The organism is Enterobacter cloacae complex sp. P43RS, from assembly GCF_014930585.1.
GTDB classification, from domain to species: Bacteria; Pseudomonadota; Gammaproteobacteria; order Enterobacterales; family Enterobacteriaceae; genus Enterobacter; species Enterobacter bugandensis.
Genome location: NZ_JADBRJ010000001.1, coordinates 731,509 through 749,834, shown reverse-complemented (window position 1 = coordinate 749,834; position 18,326 = coordinate 731,509). Strand labels below are relative to the sequence as shown.

Here is an 18,326-nt window from a genome sequence, read left to right as displayed (position 1 = left end):
AAAATAAGGGCGTAAAACGCCTCGGGTAGCACTATGTTAACTGAGCAGTTGCGTTGACGCTATGTCAGGAATCCAGGGGAAGTAAAACAGGGCTAATGAGAAAGGTTAAAATTGGACTGGCGCTGGGATCAGGTGCAGCCCGGGGATGGTCTCATATCGGCGTGATTAATGCCTTAAACAAGATGGGCGTTGACGTTGATATCGTAGCAGGATGTTCAATCGGATCGCTTGTCGGCTCCGCCTACGCGTGCGGCAAGCTTCCGGATCTCGAAACCTGGGTGCGCTCCTTCAGCTATTGGGACGTGCTGCGTCTGATGGATCTCTCCTGGCAGCGCGGTGGGCTGTTGCGCGGTGAACGCGTCTTTAACCAGTTCCGCCGGGTGATGCCTCTCGAAGACTTTACTGACTGCCGGATGCCTTTCGGTGCCGTCGCAACTAATCTCAGCACAGGCCGTGAACTCTGGCTGACCGAAGGGGATATTCACCTTGCGGTGCGTGCTTCATGCAGTATTCCTGGGCTTATGGCGCCCGTGCCCCATAACGGTTACTGGCTTGTCGATGGTGGTGTCGTGAACCCGGTTCCCATCTCTCTGACGCGCGCCATGGGGGCGGACATCGTCATCGCCGTTGATTTGCAGCACGACGCTCATCTGATGCAGCAAGATCTTATGCCGGTCAATCTGCAGAGCGAAGATGCCGACGTCGAAAAGCTTGCCTGGCATGAACGCCTGCGCGGAAGAATTGGTCGCCTGGCCGCACGACGCTCGGTTGCCGCACCGACGGCCATGGAGATCATGACCACCTCAATTCAGGTTCTTGAGAATCGCCTTAAACGTAACCGTATGGCTGGCGATCCTCCGGATATTCTTATTCAGCCTTACTGTCCGCAAATCTCTACCCTTGATTTCCATCGGGCTGAGGCCGCCATCGCAGCGGGCTCGCTAGCCGTCGAAAAGAAAATAGACGAGTTGCTGCCGTTTGTGCGAACAGCACGTTAAGCACCTTTTTTTGACTACTTCAGCAAAATCTGACAGGCGATAGTGCCGATAGCATGCCACTATTTAGTAACTGTCAGCCAGGGGAGGAACCATGACGCAGCCATTGGCCGGAAAACACATTTTGATTGTTGAAGACGAGCCCGTTTTCCGATCGCTACTGGATTCGTGGTTATCCTCGCTGGGAGCAAACACTTTACTGGCTGAAGATGGTGTCGACGCGCTGGAAAAAATGACCGGTATTACGCCCGATCTGATGATTTGCGACATCGCGATGCCGCGAATGAATGGGCTGAAACTGGTTGAACATCTGCGCAACGAGGGGGACCAGATGCCCATTCTGGTGATCTCCGCGACAGAAAATATGGCGGATATTGCCAAAGCATTACGTCTTGGCGTTCAGGATATTTTGCTGAAACCCGTCAAAGATCTGAACCGGTTACGTGAAACGGTATTAGCGTGCCTTTATCCAAATATGTTTAATTCCCGCGTTGAGGAAGAGGAACGCCTTTTTCAGGACTGGGACGCGCTGGTGAGTAATCCGCCAGCGGCGGCGAAATTGTTGCAAGAACTTCAGCCTCCCGTTCAGCAAACTATTTCCCACTGCCGCGTAAACTATCGCCAGCTGGTGGCGGCCGATCAGCCTGGGCTGGTGCTGGATATTGCACCTCTGTCTGATTCCGACCTCGCATTTTATTCTCTGGACGTAACCCGTGCAGGGGATAATGGCGTATTAGCTGCATTGTTACTTCGCGCGCTCTTTAATGGATTATTGCAGGAACAGTTATCACATCAGGGACAACGGCTCCCTGAGTTAGGCAGTTTACTCAAACAGGTAAACCAGCTTTTTCGTCAGGCCAATTTACCCGGACAGTTCCCGCTGCTGGTTGGTTATTACCATAGCGGTTTAAAGAATCTTATCCTCGTTTCTGCAGGTCTCAACGCGTCACTGAATACCGGGGAACACCATATTCAGGTGAGTAACGGGGTGCCGCTTGGAACACTGGGAACGGCGTATCTAAATCAAATTAGCCATCGCTGTTCTTCCTGGCAGTGCCAAATTTGGGGTGCCGGGGGAAGGCTTCGCTTAATGTTGTCCACGGAATAAGCAATTGGATCTTAATTTTAAGATTGCTTTACCTGTGTTTTCTCGGGAGTGCTACTATCGCTGCCCAGATTCATGCGTATTTGTCCTAATTCATCGGCAACGCGTTCTTTTCAGACCCGGACTGCGGGGCGAGGCTGATATACTCAACGCGTTATTTATTGCATAAAAGTTCAAAACTTGAACAGCTCAGGAGAATTTGAATGGCTGCCCTAAATTCGAAAGTCAGAAAGGCCGTCATCCCGGTAGCGGGATTGGGGACCAGGATGTTACCAGCAACTAAGGCGATTCCTAAAGAGATGCTGCCTCTGGTTGATAAGCCATTAATCCAGTATGTCGTTAATGAGTGTATCGCGGCCGGCATTACTGAAATTGTGCTGGTTACGCATTCATCTAAAAACTCTATCGAAAACCACTTCGATACAAGTTTTGAACTCGAAGCCATGCTGGAAAAACGCGTTAAGCGTCAGCTGTTAGAAGAAGTTCAGTCTATTTGCCCTCCGCACGTCACCATTATGCAGGTTCGTCAGGGGCTGGCTAAAGGTCTGGGCCACGCGGTTATGTGTGCACACCCGGTTGTGGGTGATGAGCCCGTCGCGGTTATTCTGCCTGACGTGATTCTGGATGAATACGAATCCGATCTTTCCCAGGACAACCTGGCTGAGATGATCCACCGCTTTGACGAAACGGGCTGCAGCCAGATTATGGTTGAGCCAGTTGAAGACGTGACCGCTTACGGTGTGGTTGACTGCAAGGGCGTGAACCTTGAGCCAGGCGAAAGCGTGCCAATGGTTGGTGTCGTAGAGAAGCCTAAAGCCGACGTAGCGCCGTCTAATCTTGCAGTGGTGGGTCGCTATGTCCTGAGTGCTGAAATCTGGCCTCTGCTGGCGAAAACGCCTCCAGGAGCAGGGGATGAAATCCAACTGACGGATGCCATTGATATGCTGATCGAGAAAGAGACCGTTGAGGCTTACCACATGAAAGGTAAGAGCCATGACTGCGGTAATAAGCTCGGTTATATGCAGGCGTTCGTTGAATACGGCATTCGCCATAATACGCTGGGTGAAGAATTTAAAGGCTGGCTCAAAGAGAGTATGGGTATTAAGAAATAATCCAGGCGTAAATCTATGAAACCGGTGTGGCGCTGCCCACCGGTTTTTTTATGCCCATAAAACGCCATGATCAGCCTGTTTGTAAGCGAAACTAAATAGCCGAATAACGCTTTATGACGGAGTGTAAGAGGATGTTAGTGATAAATTGCGGGCAAAAAAAATCCCACCAGAGGCGGGATTTTTCTGAATTCGGCTTGATTAATCCTTGATCAGGAAGTCATCCAGCTGTTTACCTTGCTCATCCATAGCTTTCTTGATTACAGCAGGAGTACGGCCCTGGCCGGTCCAGGTTTTAGTTTCGCCGTTCTCATCTACATAGCTATATTTAGCAGGACGGGCAGCGCGTTTTGCTTTGGTACCGGTTTTTGCAGCAGCAATGCTGTTCAGCAATTCATTTGGATCGATACCATCAGCAATCAGCATTTCACGATATTGCTGCAGTTTACGCGTACGCTCTTCGATTTCAGCTGCAGCAGCGCTTTCTTCTTCGCGACGTTCATTAACTACAACTTCTAATTTTTCCAGCATTTCTTCGAGCGTTTCAAGGGTACATTCTCTTGCCTGCGCACGAAGAGTACGGATGTTGTTCAGAATTTTAAGTGCTTCGCTCATTGTAGTAATCTCAAACTTATAATGGGGGGTGGTTTGTTGACCTAATAATAGAGCCATAAATTCAGATGTGCAATAGCCAGGAATGTAAGGAATTCAAAAAATACTAAATAAAGCCGCTATTATTAATTACGCTAACTTAAATTTCCTCTTTGGCAGTCTCGCTTGTTATCACGATAACCTGCTTAACCCCGCCGCTTGCATCTTTTTTTTGTGACATTTGCCGCAGGAATTATAGTTGCGGCGGATAAATATCAGCCTTTTGTATTAGTTCCAGGCGACGGTGTTAAGGCAGGAATAGTTAATAAATAGTGAATTTTAATGAACGCAGATTCCACTATAAAAAGAAGTGTTATGTTTGGTTAACCATATAACCTATTCACCAGCATGACCGTCATTACTCTCTGTTTTAGCGGATTATTTTTGCGAAAAGAGGGCGTTTTACACCTTTCAGCACGGCATCGTTTGTGCGGCGTGTCGCTGATGACCAGACAAAATATGGTACAATGAATCATCGGGAATATTACACATTGATTAGGGTTTTACGGCCAATGGCACAACTTTATTTCTACTATTCGGCAATGAATGCCGGGAAATCCACCGCACTGCTGCAATCCTCATACAATTACCAGGAGCGAGGAATGCGTACCGTTGTTTATACCGCTGAAATCGACGATCGCTTCGGTGCAGGGAAGGTGAGTTCCAGAATAGGCCTCTCTTCACCAGCCAGGCTGTTTAACCCGCAAACTGACCTGCTGGAGGATATCCGCGCTGCGCATGCGTCAGAGCCCATTCACTGCGTGCTGGTTGATGAGAGCCAGTTCCTGACGCGTGAACAGGTGCACGCGCTCTCTGAAGTGGTTGATGAGCTCGATATCCCCGTTCTGTGCTACGGTCTGCGTACGGACTTCCGCGGGGAGCTGTTTGCCGGAAGCCAGTATTTGCTTGCCTGGTCAGATAAGCTGGTTGAACTAAAAACTATCTGTTTCTGCGGACGCAAGGCCAGTATGGTGCTTCGTCTCGACCAGGCTGGAAAACCTTATGCGGACGGTGAGCAGGTGGTGATTGGTGGCAATGAACGCTATGTGTCGGTCTGTCGTAAGCATTATAAGGAAGCGTTGTCCGTAGGCTCGCTGACGGCGATCCAGCACGACAACAGAAAATAATATCCGCCGCTATTCAGACATAAAAAAACCCGCCATACAGGCGGGTTTTTTCCTCAGGCTGTCAGTTAAGCGCTTTTCTTCGCTTTCTTGTCAGCTTTAATAACCGGAGCTTCTGTTTTCACAGCTGCAACGTCACCTTCTTTGAACTCACGACCGTAGTAGGTATCCAGCAGAATCTGTTTCAGCTCGGAGATCAGTGGGTAGCGCGGGTTAGCACCAGTACACTGGTCATCGAAGGCATCTTCAGACAGCTTGTCTACGTGAGCGAGGAAGTCAGCTTCCTGAACGCCTGCTTCACGGATAGATTTAGGAATACCCAGTTCAGCTTTCAGGCTTTCCAGCCATGCCAGCAGTTTCTCAATCTTCGCAGCAGTACGGTCGCCCGGTGCGCTCAGACCAAGGTGGTCAGCGATTTCAGCATAACGACGGCGCGCTTGCGGACGGTCATACTGGCTGAACGCAGTCTGCTTGGTTGGGTTGTCGTTGGCGTTATAGCGGATAACGTTGCTGATCAACAGGGCGTTCGCCAGACCGTGAGGAATGTGGAACTGTGAACCCAGCTTGTGCGCCATAGAGTGGCAAACACCCAGGAAGGCGTTCGCAAACGCGATACCGGCGATGGTTGCTGCACTGTGGACACGTTCACGTGCTACAGGGTTTTTAGAACCTTCGTTGTAGGACGCTGGCAGGTTTTCTTTCAGCAGTTTCAGAGCCTGCAGAGCCTGACCGTCAGAGAACTCAGACGCCAGTACAGAAACGTAGGCTTCCAGCGCGTGAGTCACGGCATCCAGACCACCGAACGCACACAGAGACTTCGGCATTTCCATTACCAGGTTGGCATCAACGATAGCCATATCTGGCGTCAGCGCGTAGTCAGCCAGCGGATATTTCTGACCTGTTGCGTCATCTGTTACTACCGCGAATGGCGTCACTTCTGAGCCGGTACCGGAAGTGGTGGTGACGGCGATCATTTTCGCTTTCACGCCCATTTTCGGGAACTTGTAGATACGTTTACGGATGTCCATAAAGCGCAGCGCCAGTTCTTCGAAGTGGGTTTCCGGATGTTCGTACATAACCCACATGATTTTCGCGGCGTCCATTGGGGAACCACCACCCAGTGCGATAATCACATCTGGTTTGAAGGAGTTCGCCAGTTCAGCACCTTTGCGTACAACGCTCAGGGTTGGGTCAGCTTCAACTTCGAAGAACACTTCAGTTTCGACGCCAGCCGCTTTCAGCACAGAGGTGATCTGGTCAGCGTAGCCGTTGTTGAACAGGAAACGGTCAGTCACGATGAGCGCACGTTTGTGGCCATCAGTAATCACTTCATCCAGCGCGATTGGCAGAGAGCCACGGCGGAAGTAGATAGATTTCGGAAGTTTGTGCCACAACATGTTTTCAGCTCGCTTAGCAACGGTTTTCTTGTTGATCAGGTGTTTTGGACCAACGTTTTCAGAGATGGAGTTACCACCCCAGGAACCACAACCCAGAGTCAGGGAAGGTGCGAGTTTGAAGTTATACAGGTCACCGATACCACCCTGAGAAGCAGGGGTGTTAATCAGGATACGGGCAGTTTTCATCATCTGACCAAAGTGGGCAACACGCTCTGGCTGGTTATCCTGGTCGGTGTACAGACATGAGGTATGACCGATACCGCCCATAGCAACCAGCTTCTCGGCTTTTTCTACCGCGTCTTCGAAATCTTTCGCACGGTACATAGCAAGCGTAGGAGACAGTTTTTCGTGAGCAAACGGCTCGCTTTCGTCGACAACTTTAACTTCACCGATCAGGATCTTGGTGGTCGCCGGAACGGTAAAGCCTGCGAGTTCAGCGATTTTATAGGCTGGCTGACCTACGATAGCAGCGTTCAGCGCGCCATTTTTCAGGATAATGTCCTGAACCGCTTTCAGCTCTTTGCCCTGCAGCAGGTAGCCGCCGTGGCTGGCGAAACGCTCGCGTACTGCGTCGTACACGGAATCAACAACAACTACAGACTGTTCAGATGCACAGATAACGCCGTTATCGAAGGTTTTAGACATCAGCACAGACGCAACAGCACGTTTGATGTCAGCGGTTTCATCGATAACAACGGGGGTGTTACCTGCGCCTACACCGATTGCTGGTTTACCGGAGCTGTATGCTGCTTTAACCATACCAGGACCACCGGTCGCCAGAATCAGGTTAATGTCCGGGTGATGCATCAGCGCGTTAGACAGTTCAACAGAAGGTTGGTCGATCCAGCCAATCAGATCTTTTGGTGCGCCTGCAGCAATTGCTGCCTGCAGAACGATGTCTGCTGCTTTATTTGTTGCGTCCTTCGCACGTGGATGTGGAGAGAAGATGATTGCGTTACGGGTCTTCAGGCTGATCAGCGATTTGAAGATAGCTGTTGAAGTAGGGTTAGTCGTTGGAACAATACCGCAAATGATGCCGATAGGTTCGGCGATGGTGATCGTCCCGAAGGTGTCGTCTTCAGACAGAACGCCACAGGTTTTCTCATCTTTATAGGCGTTGTAGATATACTCAGAAGCAAAGTGGTTTTTGATCACTTTATCTTCAACGATACCCATGCCAGATTCGGCAACGGCCATTTTAGCGAGAGGGATTCGAGCATCTGCAGCAGCCAGAGCGGCCGCGCGGAAGATTTTATCAACCTGTTCTTGGGTGAAATTGGCATATTCACGCTGGGCTTTTTTAACGCGCTCGACGAGGGCGTTCAGTTCAGCGATATTAGTAACAGCCATAATGCTCTCCTGATAATGTTTAAACTCTTTTAGTAAACCAGCGCTCGATACGTCAGACAGTATAGACAGTGCCAATACGACTTGCGTTACATAAAGTAAAACAAAGGGTTACTTTATGCTCCAGTACACTAATTTACTAAAAGAGCCTTACCTTAGCATCATCCCTTTTTGTCAGGTGACCTCCCTGGGGGCGTAATCAAGATTACTCACTTCTGAGTACGGAAATCATGATCTGCGTCAATTTTCCACCAAGCTGATACCTTTCAGCAGGGTTATTTAATGGATATATTTCCACTGTTAATTAATTAAGTAACTATTGGAAGTGACGCTATCATTGTCTCAACATATGTTTAACATTCTGAAATGCTAACGTTTTGGCACAGATTTCTGGTGAAGTATGCTAATAAAAAGCGTATCTTCAGCGCGATTTTTCCTAACAATGTAACTGTCCCGGGCATGCGCAAAAGCGGAGCAAAACGTGATCCAAACGCTCTTTGATTTTCCAACGTATTTCAAATTTTTTATTGGTCTGTTTGCCCTGGTCAACCCGGTGGGGATCATTCCTGTCTTCATTAGTATGACCAGTTACCAGACGGCGGCGGCCCGGAACAAAACCAATCTTACCGCTAACCTGTCTGTGGCAATCATTTTGCTCACCTCGCTTTTCCTGGGTGATGCCATTCTCCAGCTCTTTGGCATCTCGATTGACTCCTTCCGCATTGCGGGCGGGATCCTGGTGGTGACCATTGCCATGTCCATGATCAGCGGTAAGCTGGGTGAGGATAAGCAGAACAAGCAGGAAAAGTCAGAAACCGCCATCCGCGAAAGTATCGGCGTGGTTCCGCTGGCATTGCCCCTCATGGCCGGGCCGGGTGCCATCAGTTCAACCATTGTCTGGGGCACGCGTTACCATAGCCTCATGCATTTGATTGGCTTTTCTGTCGCGATTGCCGTTTTCGCACTCTGTTGCTGGGGCGTATTCCGCATGGCGCCGTGGCTGGTGCGCCTGCTGGGGCAGACCGGCATCAACGTTATTACGCGTATCATGGGGCTGCTGTTAATGGCACTTGGGATCGAATTCATTGTCACGGGTATTAAAAGCATTTTCCCCGGCTTGTTACATTGATATTTCATATGAAAGAACGGCGCTTCGGCGCCGTTTTTTTGTATCAATATCAGCAAATCATATAAATAAAGTTGAAAAGCTTACCTGTCATAATAAATTCTACTAATAATGTTCATCTCATATATTTCATAGAGTTATGAATTCATCTCAAGCCTGCCTGCACAGAAAATCTTCGAACGCACTGTTATTTTACTCACACGATAGTCTTGGGCTTGCTGCGGGATAACCGAAATGATATTAGTAATTTCAACATTTCGTTAGATGAATGTGCTAAATAATAATCAATTGTTAAATTTTCGTACAAAACTACGCGATGAAAATGCAGCGACGCGCCTGAAGGGAAAATCTTCCATATTGGTTTGAATTTTAAGTATTTTTTAGGATGATTAACGTATGGAAGGGCTGGGCAGGACGATACGACCTGGGCCGTAAAAGAGAATTGCTTAACAAATTTGCAAAATGTATTGGCGCGTGTTTACGCCATTTGATACTTTCCGGCCTACTATTTTGCAGCCTAAAACAAGTAGATGAGAATTATTTTCATATAATCCTCTTCTCAGATATCCAGCACAGGTCTCAAACAGGGGAGGCCTGGCAAGAATCGACGCAAGACGGCCATACGAGCGGTCAGTAATAAAAAAGTCGGTGATAGCAAGCAGTAAAAAAAGAACCTGACAGCAGCAAAAAAAACTCCTGCGCTGTACAGGCCCCAACAGGGGATTAGACAGCTGGCGAAAGCCAGTAATTATAATGAGTGGAGTACCAACACAATGTCCATCATCACAAAAAAAAATCTGGTAGCGGCGGGGATTTTAACTGCGCTAATCGCGGGAAACGCTGCAATGGCTGCGGACGTTCCTGCAGGTGTTCAACTGGCGGAAAAACAGACGCTGGTGCGTAACAACGGTGCGGAAGTGCAGTCTCTCGATCCGCATAAAATTGAAGGCGTTCCTGAGTCAAACGTTAACCGCGACCTGTTCGAAGGTCTGCTGGTGACTGACGTATACGGCCACCCGGCACCGGGTGTGGCAGAAAAGTGGGAAAACAAAGATTTCAAGGTCTGGACCTTCCATCTGCGTAAAGATGCCAAATGGTCCGACGGTACACCGGTTACCGCCGAAGATTTCGTGTATAGCTGGCAGCGCCTGGCGAATCCAAATACCGCCTCTCCATATGCGAGCTATCTGCAGTATGGCCACATCGCCAATATCGATGACATTATCGCCGGTAAAAAGCCGGTCACCGACCTGGGCGTGAAGGCGATCGATGCTAATACCTTTGAAGTGACGTTGAGCGAACCTGTTCCGTACTTCTATAAGCTGCTGGTTCACCCATCCGTCTCGCCGGTACCAAAATCCGCCGTGGAAAAATTTGGTGAAAAATGGACGCAGCCTGCCAATATCGTGACCAACGGCGCCTATAAGCTGAAAGACTGGGTGGTCAACGAACGTATGGTGCTGGAGCGTAACCCGCAGTACTGGGATAATGCGAAGACCGTAATTAATCAGGTCACCTACCTGCCAATCTCTTCCGAAGTGACCGACGTTAACCGCTACCGCAGCGGTGAAATCGACATGACCTATAACAACATGCCGATTGAACTGTTCCAGAAGCTGAAGAAAGAGATCCCGAAAGAAGTTCACGTCGATCCATATCTGTGCACCTATTATTACGAAATCAACAACCAGAAAGCACCGTTCACCGACGTGCGCGTTCGTACCGCGCTGAAGCTGGCACTGGATCGCGATATCATCGTGAACAAAGTGAAAAACCAGGGCGATCTGCCGGCGTACAGCTACACGCCTCCGTATACCGATGGGATGAAACTGGTTGAGCCTGAGTGGTTCAAATGGTCGCAGGAAAAACGTAACGAAGAAGCGAAAAAACTGCTGGCTGAAGCAGGATACACCGCAGACAAGCCGCTGACGTTCAACCTGCTGTATAACACATCAGATCTGCATAAAAAACTGGCGATTGCCGTCGCGTCTATCTGGAAGAAAAACCTGGGCGTGAACGTTAAGCTGGAAAACCAGGAGTGGAAAACCTTCCTCGATACGCGTCATCAGGGGACCTTCGACGTGGCGCGTGCGGGCTGGTGTGCGGACTATAACGAACCGACATCATTCCTGAACACCATGCTCAGCGACAGTTCAAACAACACGGCGCACTATAAGAGCCCGGCGTTTGACAAGATCATCGCTGAAACCCTGAAAGTGTCTGACGATGCGCAGCGCGCAGAGCTGTACGCGAAATCAGAAGAACAGCTCGATAAAGACTCTGCAATTGTACCGGTTTACTACTACGTTAACGCCCGTCTGGTGAAACCGTGGGTAGGGGGTTATACCGGTAAAGACCCGTTGGATAATATTTCCGTTAAGAATCTTTATATTATCAAGCATTAATGGCAATACGTGGGGCGAGCCTGGCTTGCCCCACTGTGTCTACTTTGTAACATTCATCAGGCACACGCCAGAAGGTACGGGCAATGTTGAAATTTATCCTGCGTCGCTGTTTAGAAGCGATACCAACGTTATTTATTCTAATTACGATTTCCTTCTTTATGATGCGTCTCGCGCCGGGAAGTCCATTTACCGGTGAACGTACGTTGCCGCCAGAAGTCATGGCCAACATCGAGGCGAAGTATCACTTAAACGATCCCATCACCACCCAATACTTCAATTATCTGAAGCAGCTGGCGCACGGTGATTTTGGACCGTCATTTAAATATAAAGACTATTCCGTTAACGATCTGGTGGCCTCCAGCTTCCCGGTCTCGGCAAAACTGGGTGCTGCAGCATTCATTCTGGCCGTCGTTCTCGGGGTCACTGCAGGCGTTATCGCCGCGCTCAGACAAAATACCAAATGGGATTATGCCGTAATGGGGGTGGCAATGACCGGGGTAGTCATACCCAGCTTCGTTGTCGCGCCATTGCTGGTGATGATATTTGCCATCACGCTGAAATGGCTGCCCGGGGGCGGCTGGAACGGCGGGGCATTGAAGTTCATGATTTTGCCGATGGTGGCATTATCGCTGGCCTACATCGCCAGTATCGCGCGTATTACCCGTGGTTCAATGATCGAAGTGCTGCACTCAAACTTCATCCGCACCGCGCGCGCGAAAGGGCTGCCGATGCGCCGGATCATCTTCCGCCACGCGCTCAAGCCGGCGCTGCTGCCTGTGCTCTCCTATATGGGACCGGCATTCGTCGGCATCATTACGGGTTCAATGGTTATCGAAACAATTTACGGCCTGCCGGGTATTGGTCAACTGTTCGTAAACGGGGCGCTTAACCGTGACTACTCGCTCGTTCTGAGCCTCACGATCCTCGTGGGCGCACTGACCATTCTCTTTAACGCCGTTGTCGATGTGCTTTATGCCGTTATCGACCCGAAAATTCGTTACTAACGCTGGAGCACGCCATGATGTTGAGTAAGAAAAACAGCGAGGCGCTGGAAAACTTCAGTGAAAAACTGGAAGTAGAAGGTCGTAGCCTCTGGCAGGACGCGCGCCGTCGCTTTATGCATAACCGTGCGGCGGTCGCCAGCCTGGTTGTGCTGGTGATCATCGCGCTGTTTGTCACCCTGGCGCCGATGCTGTCGCAATTTACCTATTTCGATACGGACTGGGGCATGATGTCCAGCGCGCCTGATATGGAGTCCGGCCACTATTTCGGTACCGATTCATCCGGCCGTGATTTGCTGGTACGCGTGGCGATTGGTGGCCGTATTTCCCTGATGGTCGGTATCGCCGCCGCGCTGGTGGCGGTGATCGTGGGGACGCTTTACGGCGCGCTTTCCGGCTACCTTGGCGGCAAAGTAGACTCGGTGATGATGCGTCTCCTGGAAATCCTGAACTCCTTCCCGTTTATGTTCTTCGTGATTTTGCTGGTGACCTTCTTCGGCCAGAACATCCTGTTGATCTTCGTGGCCATCGGGATGGTTTCCTGGCTGGATATGGCGCGTATCGTGCGCGGCCAGACGCTGAGCCTCAAACGCAAAGAGTTTATCGAAGCGGCGCAGGTAGGGGGTGTATCAACCAGTAATATCGTGGTTCGCCATATCGTGCCTAACGTGCTGGGCGTGGTGGTGGTCTATGCCTCACTGCTGGTGCCAAGCATGATTCTGTTTGAATCCTTCCTCAGCTTCCTGGGGCTGGGCACGCAGGAGCCACTGAGCAGCTGGGGCGCGCTGCTGAGCGACGGCGCAAACTCGATGGAAGTTTCACCGTGGCTGCTGCTTTATCCGGCGGGTTTCCTGGTCGTTACCCTGTTTTGTTTTAACTTTATCGGCGATGGCCTGCGTGATGCCCTCGACCCGAAAGACCGTTAAGGAGCGCCGTCATGACAATTATTGAAACGGCCACCGCGCCACAGGCGCAGCAGCAGAGCAATCTACTGCTGGATGTTAAAGACCTCCGCGTGACCTTTAAAACCCCGGACGGCGATGTTACTGCGGTCAACGATCTCAACTTTAACCTGAGCAAAGGGGAAACGCTGGGGATCGTGGGTGAATCCGGCTCCGGAAAATCCCAGACGGCTTTTGCGTTAATGGGCCTGCTGGCCGCTAACGGCGTTATTGGCGGTTCGGCGAAATTCAACGGTCGCGAAATTCTTAACCTGCCGGAGCTCGAGCTGAACAAGCTTCGCGCCGAACAGATCTCAATGATTTTCCAGGATCCGATGACCTCCCTGAACCCGTATATGCGCGTCGGTGAGCAGCTGATGGAAGTCCTGATGCTGCACAAAGGTCTGGGCAAAGCGGAAGCTTTTGAGGAATCCGTTAAAATGCTGGATGCGGTAAAAATGCCGGAAGCGCGCAAGCGCATGCGCATGTTCCCGCACGAGTTCTCTGGCGGTATGCGTCAGCGCGTGATGATTGCCATGGCGCTGCTGTGCCGGCCAAAACTGCTGATTGCCGATGAACCGACTACCGCGCTGGACGTCACCGTGCAGGCGCAAATCATGACCCTGCTGAACGAGCTTAAACGTGAGTTCAACACGGCGATTATCATGATCACCCACGATCTGGGCGTGGTTGCCGGTATCTGTGACAAAGTGCTGGTGATGTACGCCGGGCGCACCATGGAATACGGCAAAGCGCGCGACGTATTCTATCAGCCAGCCCATCCGTACTCGATTGGCCTGCTGAACGCGGTACCGCGTCTTGATGCGGAAGGGGAATCCCTGCTCACCATTCCGGGCAACCCGCCAAACCTGCTGCGATTGCCGAAAGGCTGTCCGTTCCAGCCGCGCTGCCCGCACGCGATGGAAATCTGTAACAGCGCGCCGCCGCTGGAAGAATTTGCCCCAGGCCGTCTGCGCGCCTGCTTTAAGCCGCAGGAGGAGCTGGTATGAACGCAGTAGATGAAAAACGCAACGTGCTGCTCGAAATCGCCGACCTCAAGGTGCATTTCGATATCAAAGATGGCAAGCAGTGGTTCTGGCAGCCGCCGAAGACCCTGAAAGCGGTAGATGGCGTCACCTTGCGTCTGTATGAGGGGGAAACCCTGGGCGTGGTGGGCGAATCCGGCTGCGGTAAATCCACCTTTGCGCGTGCGATTATCGGTCTGGTGAAAGCCACCGGCGGCAAAGTGGCCTGGCTGGGTAAAGATCTGCTGGGCATGAAGCCTGACGAGTGGCGCGACGTGCGCAGCGATATCCAGATGATTTTCCAGGATCCGCTGGCGTCATTAAACCCGCGTATGACCATCGGTGAGATTATCGCCGAACCGCTGCGCACTTATCATCCAAAGATGCCGCGTCAGGAAGTCCGTGACCGCGTGAAGGCGATGATGCTGAAAGTCGGGCTGTTGCCTAACCTCATTAACCGTTACCCGCATGAATTTTCAGGCGGCCAGTGTCAGCGTATTGGCATTGCGCGTGCGCTTATCCTTGAGCCGAAACTGATTATTTGTGATGAACCGGTCTCCGCGCTGGACGTGTCGATTCAGGCGCAGGTGGTTAACCTGCTTCAGAAATTGCAGCGCGAAATGGGGCTGTCGCTGATCTTCATTGCGCACGACCTGGCGGTGGTAAAACACATCTCCGACCGCGTGCTGGTGATGTATCTGGGCCATGCCGTGGAACTGGGAACCTATGACGAGGTGTACCATAACCCGCTGCATCCTTATACCAAAGCGCTGATGTCGGCTGTGCCGATCCCCGATCCGGATCTGGAAAAGAATAAAACGATTCAGCTTCTGGAAGGGGAATTGCCGTCGCCGATCAATCCGCCGTCGGGCTGCGTGTTCCGCACGCGATGCCCGATGGCCGGGCCGGAATGCGCGAAAACGCGACCGGTGCTGGAGGGCAGTTTCCGACATGCGGTTTCCTGCCTGAAAGTAGACCCGCTATAATCGCAAGGGCTGACATGATGTCAGCCCTTATTTTTTTGCGAGGTTATCGTGTCGCGTTTATTCACTTCAGCCCGTCGGCGGCTCTATCATCTTTTATTCGATCCTGAAACGGTATCGGGACGCCGTTTTGAAGGTCTGTGTGCACTGTTTGCGCTACTGAGCGTAGTGGTCATCTTTATTGAATCGGGTGTGGGGACGCAATATCACCTGACATTTGAGGAATGGCATGCGTTTGTCTGGCTGGAACTTATTATTACCCTGGTCTTTACCGCTGAGTATATTCTGCGTGTTGTTTGCTGGCCCAACCCGGCAAAGTACGTCTTTAGCTTCTGGGGCTTTATTGATTTAGCGACGATCCTGCCGCTCTATGTGATGTGGCTGTGGCCGGAGATCAGCCTCAACTATGTTTTCGCCTGGCGAGCGATGCGCGTTATTCGGGTCTTGCGCATTCTGAAGTTACTGCGCTTTATGCCGTCGCTGCGCGTATTCTGGAGCGCGATCGTCAGCGCACGCCATCAGCTTATTCTGTTCTATTCGTTTATTGCCATCGTGATGATTGTTTTTGGCGCGCTGATGTATTTGATCGAAGGGCCGAAATATGGCTTCACGACGCTCAACGCTTCCGTCTACTGGGCGATAGTGACCGTTACGACCGTGGGGTATGGCGATATCACGCCCCATACGCCGCTGGGGCGGATTGTGGCATCCGTGCTGATTCTGATTGGGTATTCGGTAATTGCCATTCCGACGGGGCTTATTACCACGCACATGAGCAGCGCGTTTCAGAACCATAAACAGCGGCGCAAATGTCCGAACTGCCACCAGGCCGATCATGAACACAGCGCGCGGTTTTGCAACCGCTGCGGAAGCGCGTTACCGGATTAAATAAAAAAGGCTGCTATCGCAGCCTTTTTTATTATTCGCGCCAGAGTATGTGGCACAGCTTGTGGTCTTTCTCACGACACAGCAGGACGCGCGCAAAAATGTCGTTAATTTCACCGCCGTCTTCATCAGCCAGCCCAATAACCACTTCGGCAAAGAAGTCAGGGTTCAGGTCGAAATCTACATGTTCGGCCCAGTCCTCTGAAGGGTCGAACAATTCGGCACCGCCGCGCTCTTCGAACTGCAGATTAAAGAGGATCACGTCTGCGGGATCGAGGTTATCAACCGCCAGTTCGAGAAAAATGTCATAGGCCTGCTCGAGCGTTTCGTCTTCGGTCAGGCGATTGTTCAGATCCATTTCCATGATGACTACCTGTTTAACATCGTTGGGCACGTTTTACAGCAACGGACTAAAGAAGTAAAACAGTCGTTCAGCTATTCGCTGCCATAACGGACGTTTTACCCACAGCCTGGCATCCAGCAACCGCGAGCGGGAGATATAGTCATCCTGAACCGCCGCCAGGTCACCGCCAAAGCCGGCGTCATCAATCACCAGGGTGATTTCAAAGTTTAGCCACAGGCTGCGCATATCAAGATTAACCGTGCCCACCAGGCTTAATTCGCCGTCGACCAGCACGCTCTTGGTATGCAGGAGCCCGCCTTCAAACTGGTAAATTTTCACCCCGGCGGCAAGCAGTTCGCTAAAGAAGGCACGGCTGGCCCAGCCCACCAGAAGGGAGTCATTTTTGCGTGGCAGAATGATACTGACATCGACGCCGCGCTGCGCTGCGGTACAAATCGCGTGCAGCAGATCATCGCTGGGGACAAAGTAGGGCGTCGTCATGATCAGATATTCACGCGCGGAGTAGGTTGCCGTCAGCAGCGCCTGGTGAATCAAGTCCTCCGGGAAGCCCGGTCCGGAAGCGATGGTATGAATTGTATGACCGCTAGCCTCTTCAAACGGCATAATATTGCCATCCGGCGGTGGCGGCAGGATACGCTTGCCGGTTTCTATCTCCCAGTCGCAGGAGTAAACGATCCCCATCGAGGTGGCAATCGGCCCCTCCATTCGCGCCATCAGATCCACCCATTGCCCGACGCCGGAGTCCTGTTTAAAGAAGCGCGGGTCAACCATGTTCATACTGCCGGTGTAGGCAATATAGTTATCGATCATGACCATTTTACGGTGCTGGCGAAGGTCCATCCGGCGCAGAAACACGCGCAGGAGATTCACCTTCAGCGCCTCAACCACCTCGATACCGGCGTTACGCATCATGCCCGCCCAGGGGCTACGGAAAAATGCCACGCTGCCCGCGGAGTCCAGCATCAGACGGCAGTGGATCCCCCTGCGTGCGGCCGCCATCAGGGATTCAGCGACCTGGTCAGCCATGCCGCCGGGCTGCCAGATATAAAACACCATCTCAATATTATGGCGAGCCAGCTGAATATCGCGGATTAACGCCTGCATGACATCATCGGACGACGTCAGAAGCTGGAGCTGATTGCCCTTAACGCCGCCAATCCCCTGGCGGCGCTCGCAGAGCTTAAACAGCGAGGAGGCGACGCTGCTGTTCTCCTCGGCAAAGATATGCTTACAGGCTTTGAGATCGTTTAGCCACTTCGCGGTGGAAGGCCACATTGCGCGCGCCCGCTCGGCACGGCGTTTACCAAGATGAAGCTCACCGAAAGAGAGATAGGCAATAATTCCCACCAGTGGGAGGATATAAATGATCAGAAGCCAGGCCATGGCAGAGGGTACGGCTCTGCGCTTCATCAGGATGCGTAACGTCACACCCGCGATTAACAGCCAGTATCCCAGAATGACCAGCCAACTCACCACGGTGTAGAAGGTTGTCATAGTTAAAAAAATCCTTTTGAAAGCGTATTGTTATGAGTGTACGCATCAGGATTCATCTGGCAAATAAAAACGCCAGGTAAAAGCGCTGGTTTGCTGTCGGGTTGGGTTTATAATGGCGGCTCTGTTTGAGAAAGAGTTGTAGACATGAAGCGCAGTAGAACAGAAGTAGGGCGCTGGCGTATGTTGCGACAGGTGAGTCGTCGCAAGGCTCGTTGGCTGGAAGCACAATCCCGCCGCAATATGCGTATCCACGCCATCAGAAAATGTGGATTGACCCGGCACCGCAATGCGTTGCTGTTCGCAGTCCAGGATATCTGAAACCCATGAGGGCACCGCAAGGTGCCCGCTGATTATATTGTGTCTTATTTTGCGAA

Annotated in this window: 16 protein-coding genes; 12 read left to right on the top strand and 4 right to left on the bottom strand. The window is 51.4% G+C overall.

What is annotated here, in order from left to right; all coding sequences use genetic code 11:
- Positions 1–95 precede the first annotated feature (95 nt).
- From rssA to galU, 3 genes are all read left to right on the top strand, one after another.
- Entirely contained in the window at positions 96–998 is a 903-nt protein-coding gene (gene rssA, locus IM294_RS03595) for a patatin-like phospholipase RssA (RefSeq protein WP_028013437.1), read from the top strand.
- 91 nt (positions 999–1,089) lie between these two features.
- A complete protein-coding gene (rssB, locus tag IM294_RS03590) occupies positions 1,090–2,103 on the top strand; it encodes a two-component system response regulator RssB (protein WP_028013436.1) in 1,014 nt (337 codons plus the stop codon).
- Between the two features lie 200 nt (positions 2,104–2,303).
- Complete coding sequence (gene galU / locus IM294_RS03585; protein ID WP_028013435.1) at positions 2,304–3,212, top strand: UTP--glucose-1-phosphate uridylyltransferase GalU; 909 nt, start codon at positions 2,304–2,306, stop codon at positions 3,210–3,212.
- A gap of 198 nt (positions 3,213–3,410) precedes the next feature.
- Here galU and hns read toward each other — a convergent pair whose 3' ends face one another.
- Positions 3,411–3,824 carry a histone-like nucleoid-structuring protein H-NS gene (gene hns / locus IM294_RS03580; protein WP_028013434.1) on the bottom strand — a complete coding sequence of 138 codons (414 nt, stop codon included), beginning with the start codon at positions 3,822–3,824 and terminating at the stop codon, positions 3,411–3,413.
- Positions 3,825–4,372: 548 nt separating this feature from the next.
- Here hns and tdk point away from each other — a divergent pair.
- Complete coding sequence (gene tdk, locus IM294_RS03575; RefSeq protein WP_028013433.1) at positions 4,373–4,987, top strand: thymidine kinase; 615 nt, start codon at positions 4,373–4,375, stop codon at positions 4,985–4,987.
- A 65-nt stretch (positions 4,988–5,052) separates the two neighbouring features.
- On the opposite strand, the gene adhE is transcribed toward tdk, so the two are convergent.
- Positions 5,053–7,731, bottom strand: a complete 2,679-nt coding sequence (gene adhE / locus IM294_RS03570) for a bifunctional acetaldehyde-CoA/alcohol dehydrogenase (RefSeq protein ID WP_028013432.1) — start codon at positions 7,729–7,731, stop codon at positions 5,053–5,055.
- Positions 7,732–8,209: 478 nt separating this feature from the next.
- Between adhE and IM294_RS03565 the strand changes: the two genes are divergently transcribed.
- From IM294_RS03565 to IM294_RS03535, 7 genes are all read left to right on the top strand, one after another.
- Positions 8,210–8,857 (top strand): YchE family NAAT transporter, encoded by a 648-nt coding sequence (locus tag IM294_RS03565; RefSeq protein ID WP_047368710.1) that lies wholly within the window; start codon positions 8,210–8,212, stop codon positions 8,855–8,857.
- A gap of 770 nt (positions 8,858–9,627) precedes the next feature.
- On the top strand, positions 9,628–11,259 hold the full coding sequence (gene oppA, locus IM294_RS03560) for an oligopeptide ABC transporter substrate-binding protein OppA (RefSeq protein WP_193360302.1): 1,632 nt from the start codon (positions 9,628–9,630) through the stop codon (positions 11,257–11,259).
- 83 nt (positions 11,260–11,342) lie between these two features.
- Positions 11,343–12,263 (top strand): oligopeptide ABC transporter permease OppB, encoded by a 921-nt coding sequence (oppB, locus tag IM294_RS03555; RefSeq protein WP_028013429.1) that lies wholly within the window; start codon positions 11,343–11,345, stop codon positions 12,261–12,263.
- Between the two features lie 14 nt (positions 12,264–12,277).
- A complete protein-coding gene (gene oppC, locus IM294_RS03550) occupies positions 12,278–13,186 on the top strand; it encodes an oligopeptide ABC transporter permease OppC (RefSeq protein WP_028013428.1) in 909 nt (302 codons plus the stop codon).
- Between the two features lie 11 nt (positions 13,187–13,197).
- Positions 13,198–14,211, top strand: coding sequence for an ABC transporter ATP-binding protein (locus IM294_RS03545; protein ID WP_028013427.1), 1,014 nt, complete (start codon positions 13,198–13,200; stop codon positions 14,209–14,211).
- A complete protein-coding gene (oppF, locus tag IM294_RS03540) occupies positions 14,208–15,212 on the top strand; it encodes a murein tripeptide/oligopeptide ABC transporter ATP-binding protein OppF (protein ID WP_041909608.1) in 1,005 nt (334 codons plus the stop codon). The genes IM294_RS03545 and oppF overlap by 4 nt, the downstream gene beginning before the upstream one ends.
- 48 nt (positions 15,213–15,260) lie before the next feature.
- A complete protein-coding gene (locus tag IM294_RS03535) occupies positions 15,261–16,097 on the top strand; it encodes an ion transporter (protein WP_045260682.1) in 837 nt (278 codons plus the stop codon).
- A 31-nt stretch (positions 16,098–16,128) separates the two neighbouring features.
- On the opposite strand, the gene IM294_RS03530 is transcribed toward IM294_RS03535, so the two are convergent.
- Positions 16,129–16,458: an HI1450 family dsDNA-mimic protein gene (locus tag IM294_RS03530; RefSeq protein WP_006810881.1), complete on the bottom strand. Its 330-nt coding sequence runs from the start codon at positions 16,456–16,458 to the stop codon at positions 16,129–16,131.
- 33 nt (positions 16,459–16,491) lie between these two features.
- On the bottom strand, positions 16,492–17,952 hold the full coding sequence (gene cls, locus IM294_RS03525) for a cardiolipin synthase (protein WP_028013424.1): 1,461 nt from the start codon (positions 17,950–17,952) through the stop codon (positions 16,492–16,494).
- A 144-nt stretch (positions 17,953–18,096) separates the two neighbouring features.
- Between cls and IM294_RS03520 the strand changes: the two genes are divergently transcribed.
- Positions 18,097–18,270, top strand: coding sequence for a YciY family protein (locus tag IM294_RS03520; RefSeq protein ID WP_086379783.1), 174 nt, complete (start codon positions 18,097–18,099; stop codon positions 18,268–18,270).
- Positions 18,271–18,326 lie beyond the last annotated feature (56 nt).

Excerpts from the sequence above, each read along its gene's own strand:
- rssA (WP_028013437.1), top strand. The coding sequence starts at position 96 with ATGAGAAAGGTTAAAATTGGACTGGCGCTGGGATCAGGTGCAGCCCGG.
- rssB (WP_028013436.1), top strand. The coding sequence starts at position 1,090 with ATGACGCAGCCATTGGCCGGAAAACACATTTTGATTGTTGAAGACGAG.
- galU (WP_028013435.1), top strand. The coding sequence starts at position 2,304 with ATGGCTGCCCTAAATTCGAAAGTCAGAAAGGCCGTCATCCCGGTAGCG.
- hns (WP_028013434.1), bottom strand. The coding sequence starts at position 3,824 with ATGAGCGAAGCACTTAAAATTCTGAACAACATCCGTACTCTTCGTGCG.
- tdk (WP_028013433.1), top strand. The coding sequence starts at position 4,373 with ATGGCACAACTTTATTTCTACTATTCGGCAATGAATGCCGGGAAATCC.
- adhE (WP_028013432.1), bottom strand. The coding sequence starts at position 7,731 with ATGGCTGTTACTAATATCGCTGAACTGAACGCCCTCGTCGAGCGCGTT.
- oppA (WP_193360302.1), top strand. The coding sequence starts at position 9,628 with ATGTCCATCATCACAAAAAAAAATCTGGTAGCGGCGGGGATTTTAACT.
- oppB (WP_028013429.1), top strand. The coding sequence starts at position 11,343 with ATGTTGAAATTTATCCTGCGTCGCTGTTTAGAAGCGATACCAACGTTA.
- oppC (WP_028013428.1), top strand. The coding sequence starts at position 12,278 with ATGATGTTGAGTAAGAAAAACAGCGAGGCGCTGGAAAACTTCAGTGAA.
- IM294_RS03545 (WP_028013427.1), top strand. The coding sequence starts at position 13,198 with ATGACAATTATTGAAACGGCCACCGCGCCACAGGCGCAGCAGCAGAGC.
- oppF (WP_041909608.1), top strand. The coding sequence starts at position 14,208 with ATGAACGCAGTAGATGAAAAACGCAACGTGCTGCTCGAAATCGCCGAC.
- IM294_RS03530 (WP_006810881.1), bottom strand. The coding sequence starts at position 16,458 with ATGGAAATGGATCTGAACAATCGCCTGACCGAAGACGAAACGCTCGAG.
- cls (WP_028013424.1), bottom strand. The coding sequence starts at position 17,952 with ATGACAACCTTCTACACCGTGGTGAGTTGGCTGGTCATTCTGGGATAC.
- IM294_RS03520 (WP_086379783.1), top strand. The coding sequence starts at position 18,097 with ATGAAGCGCAGTAGAACAGAAGTAGGGCGCTGGCGTATGTTGCGACAG.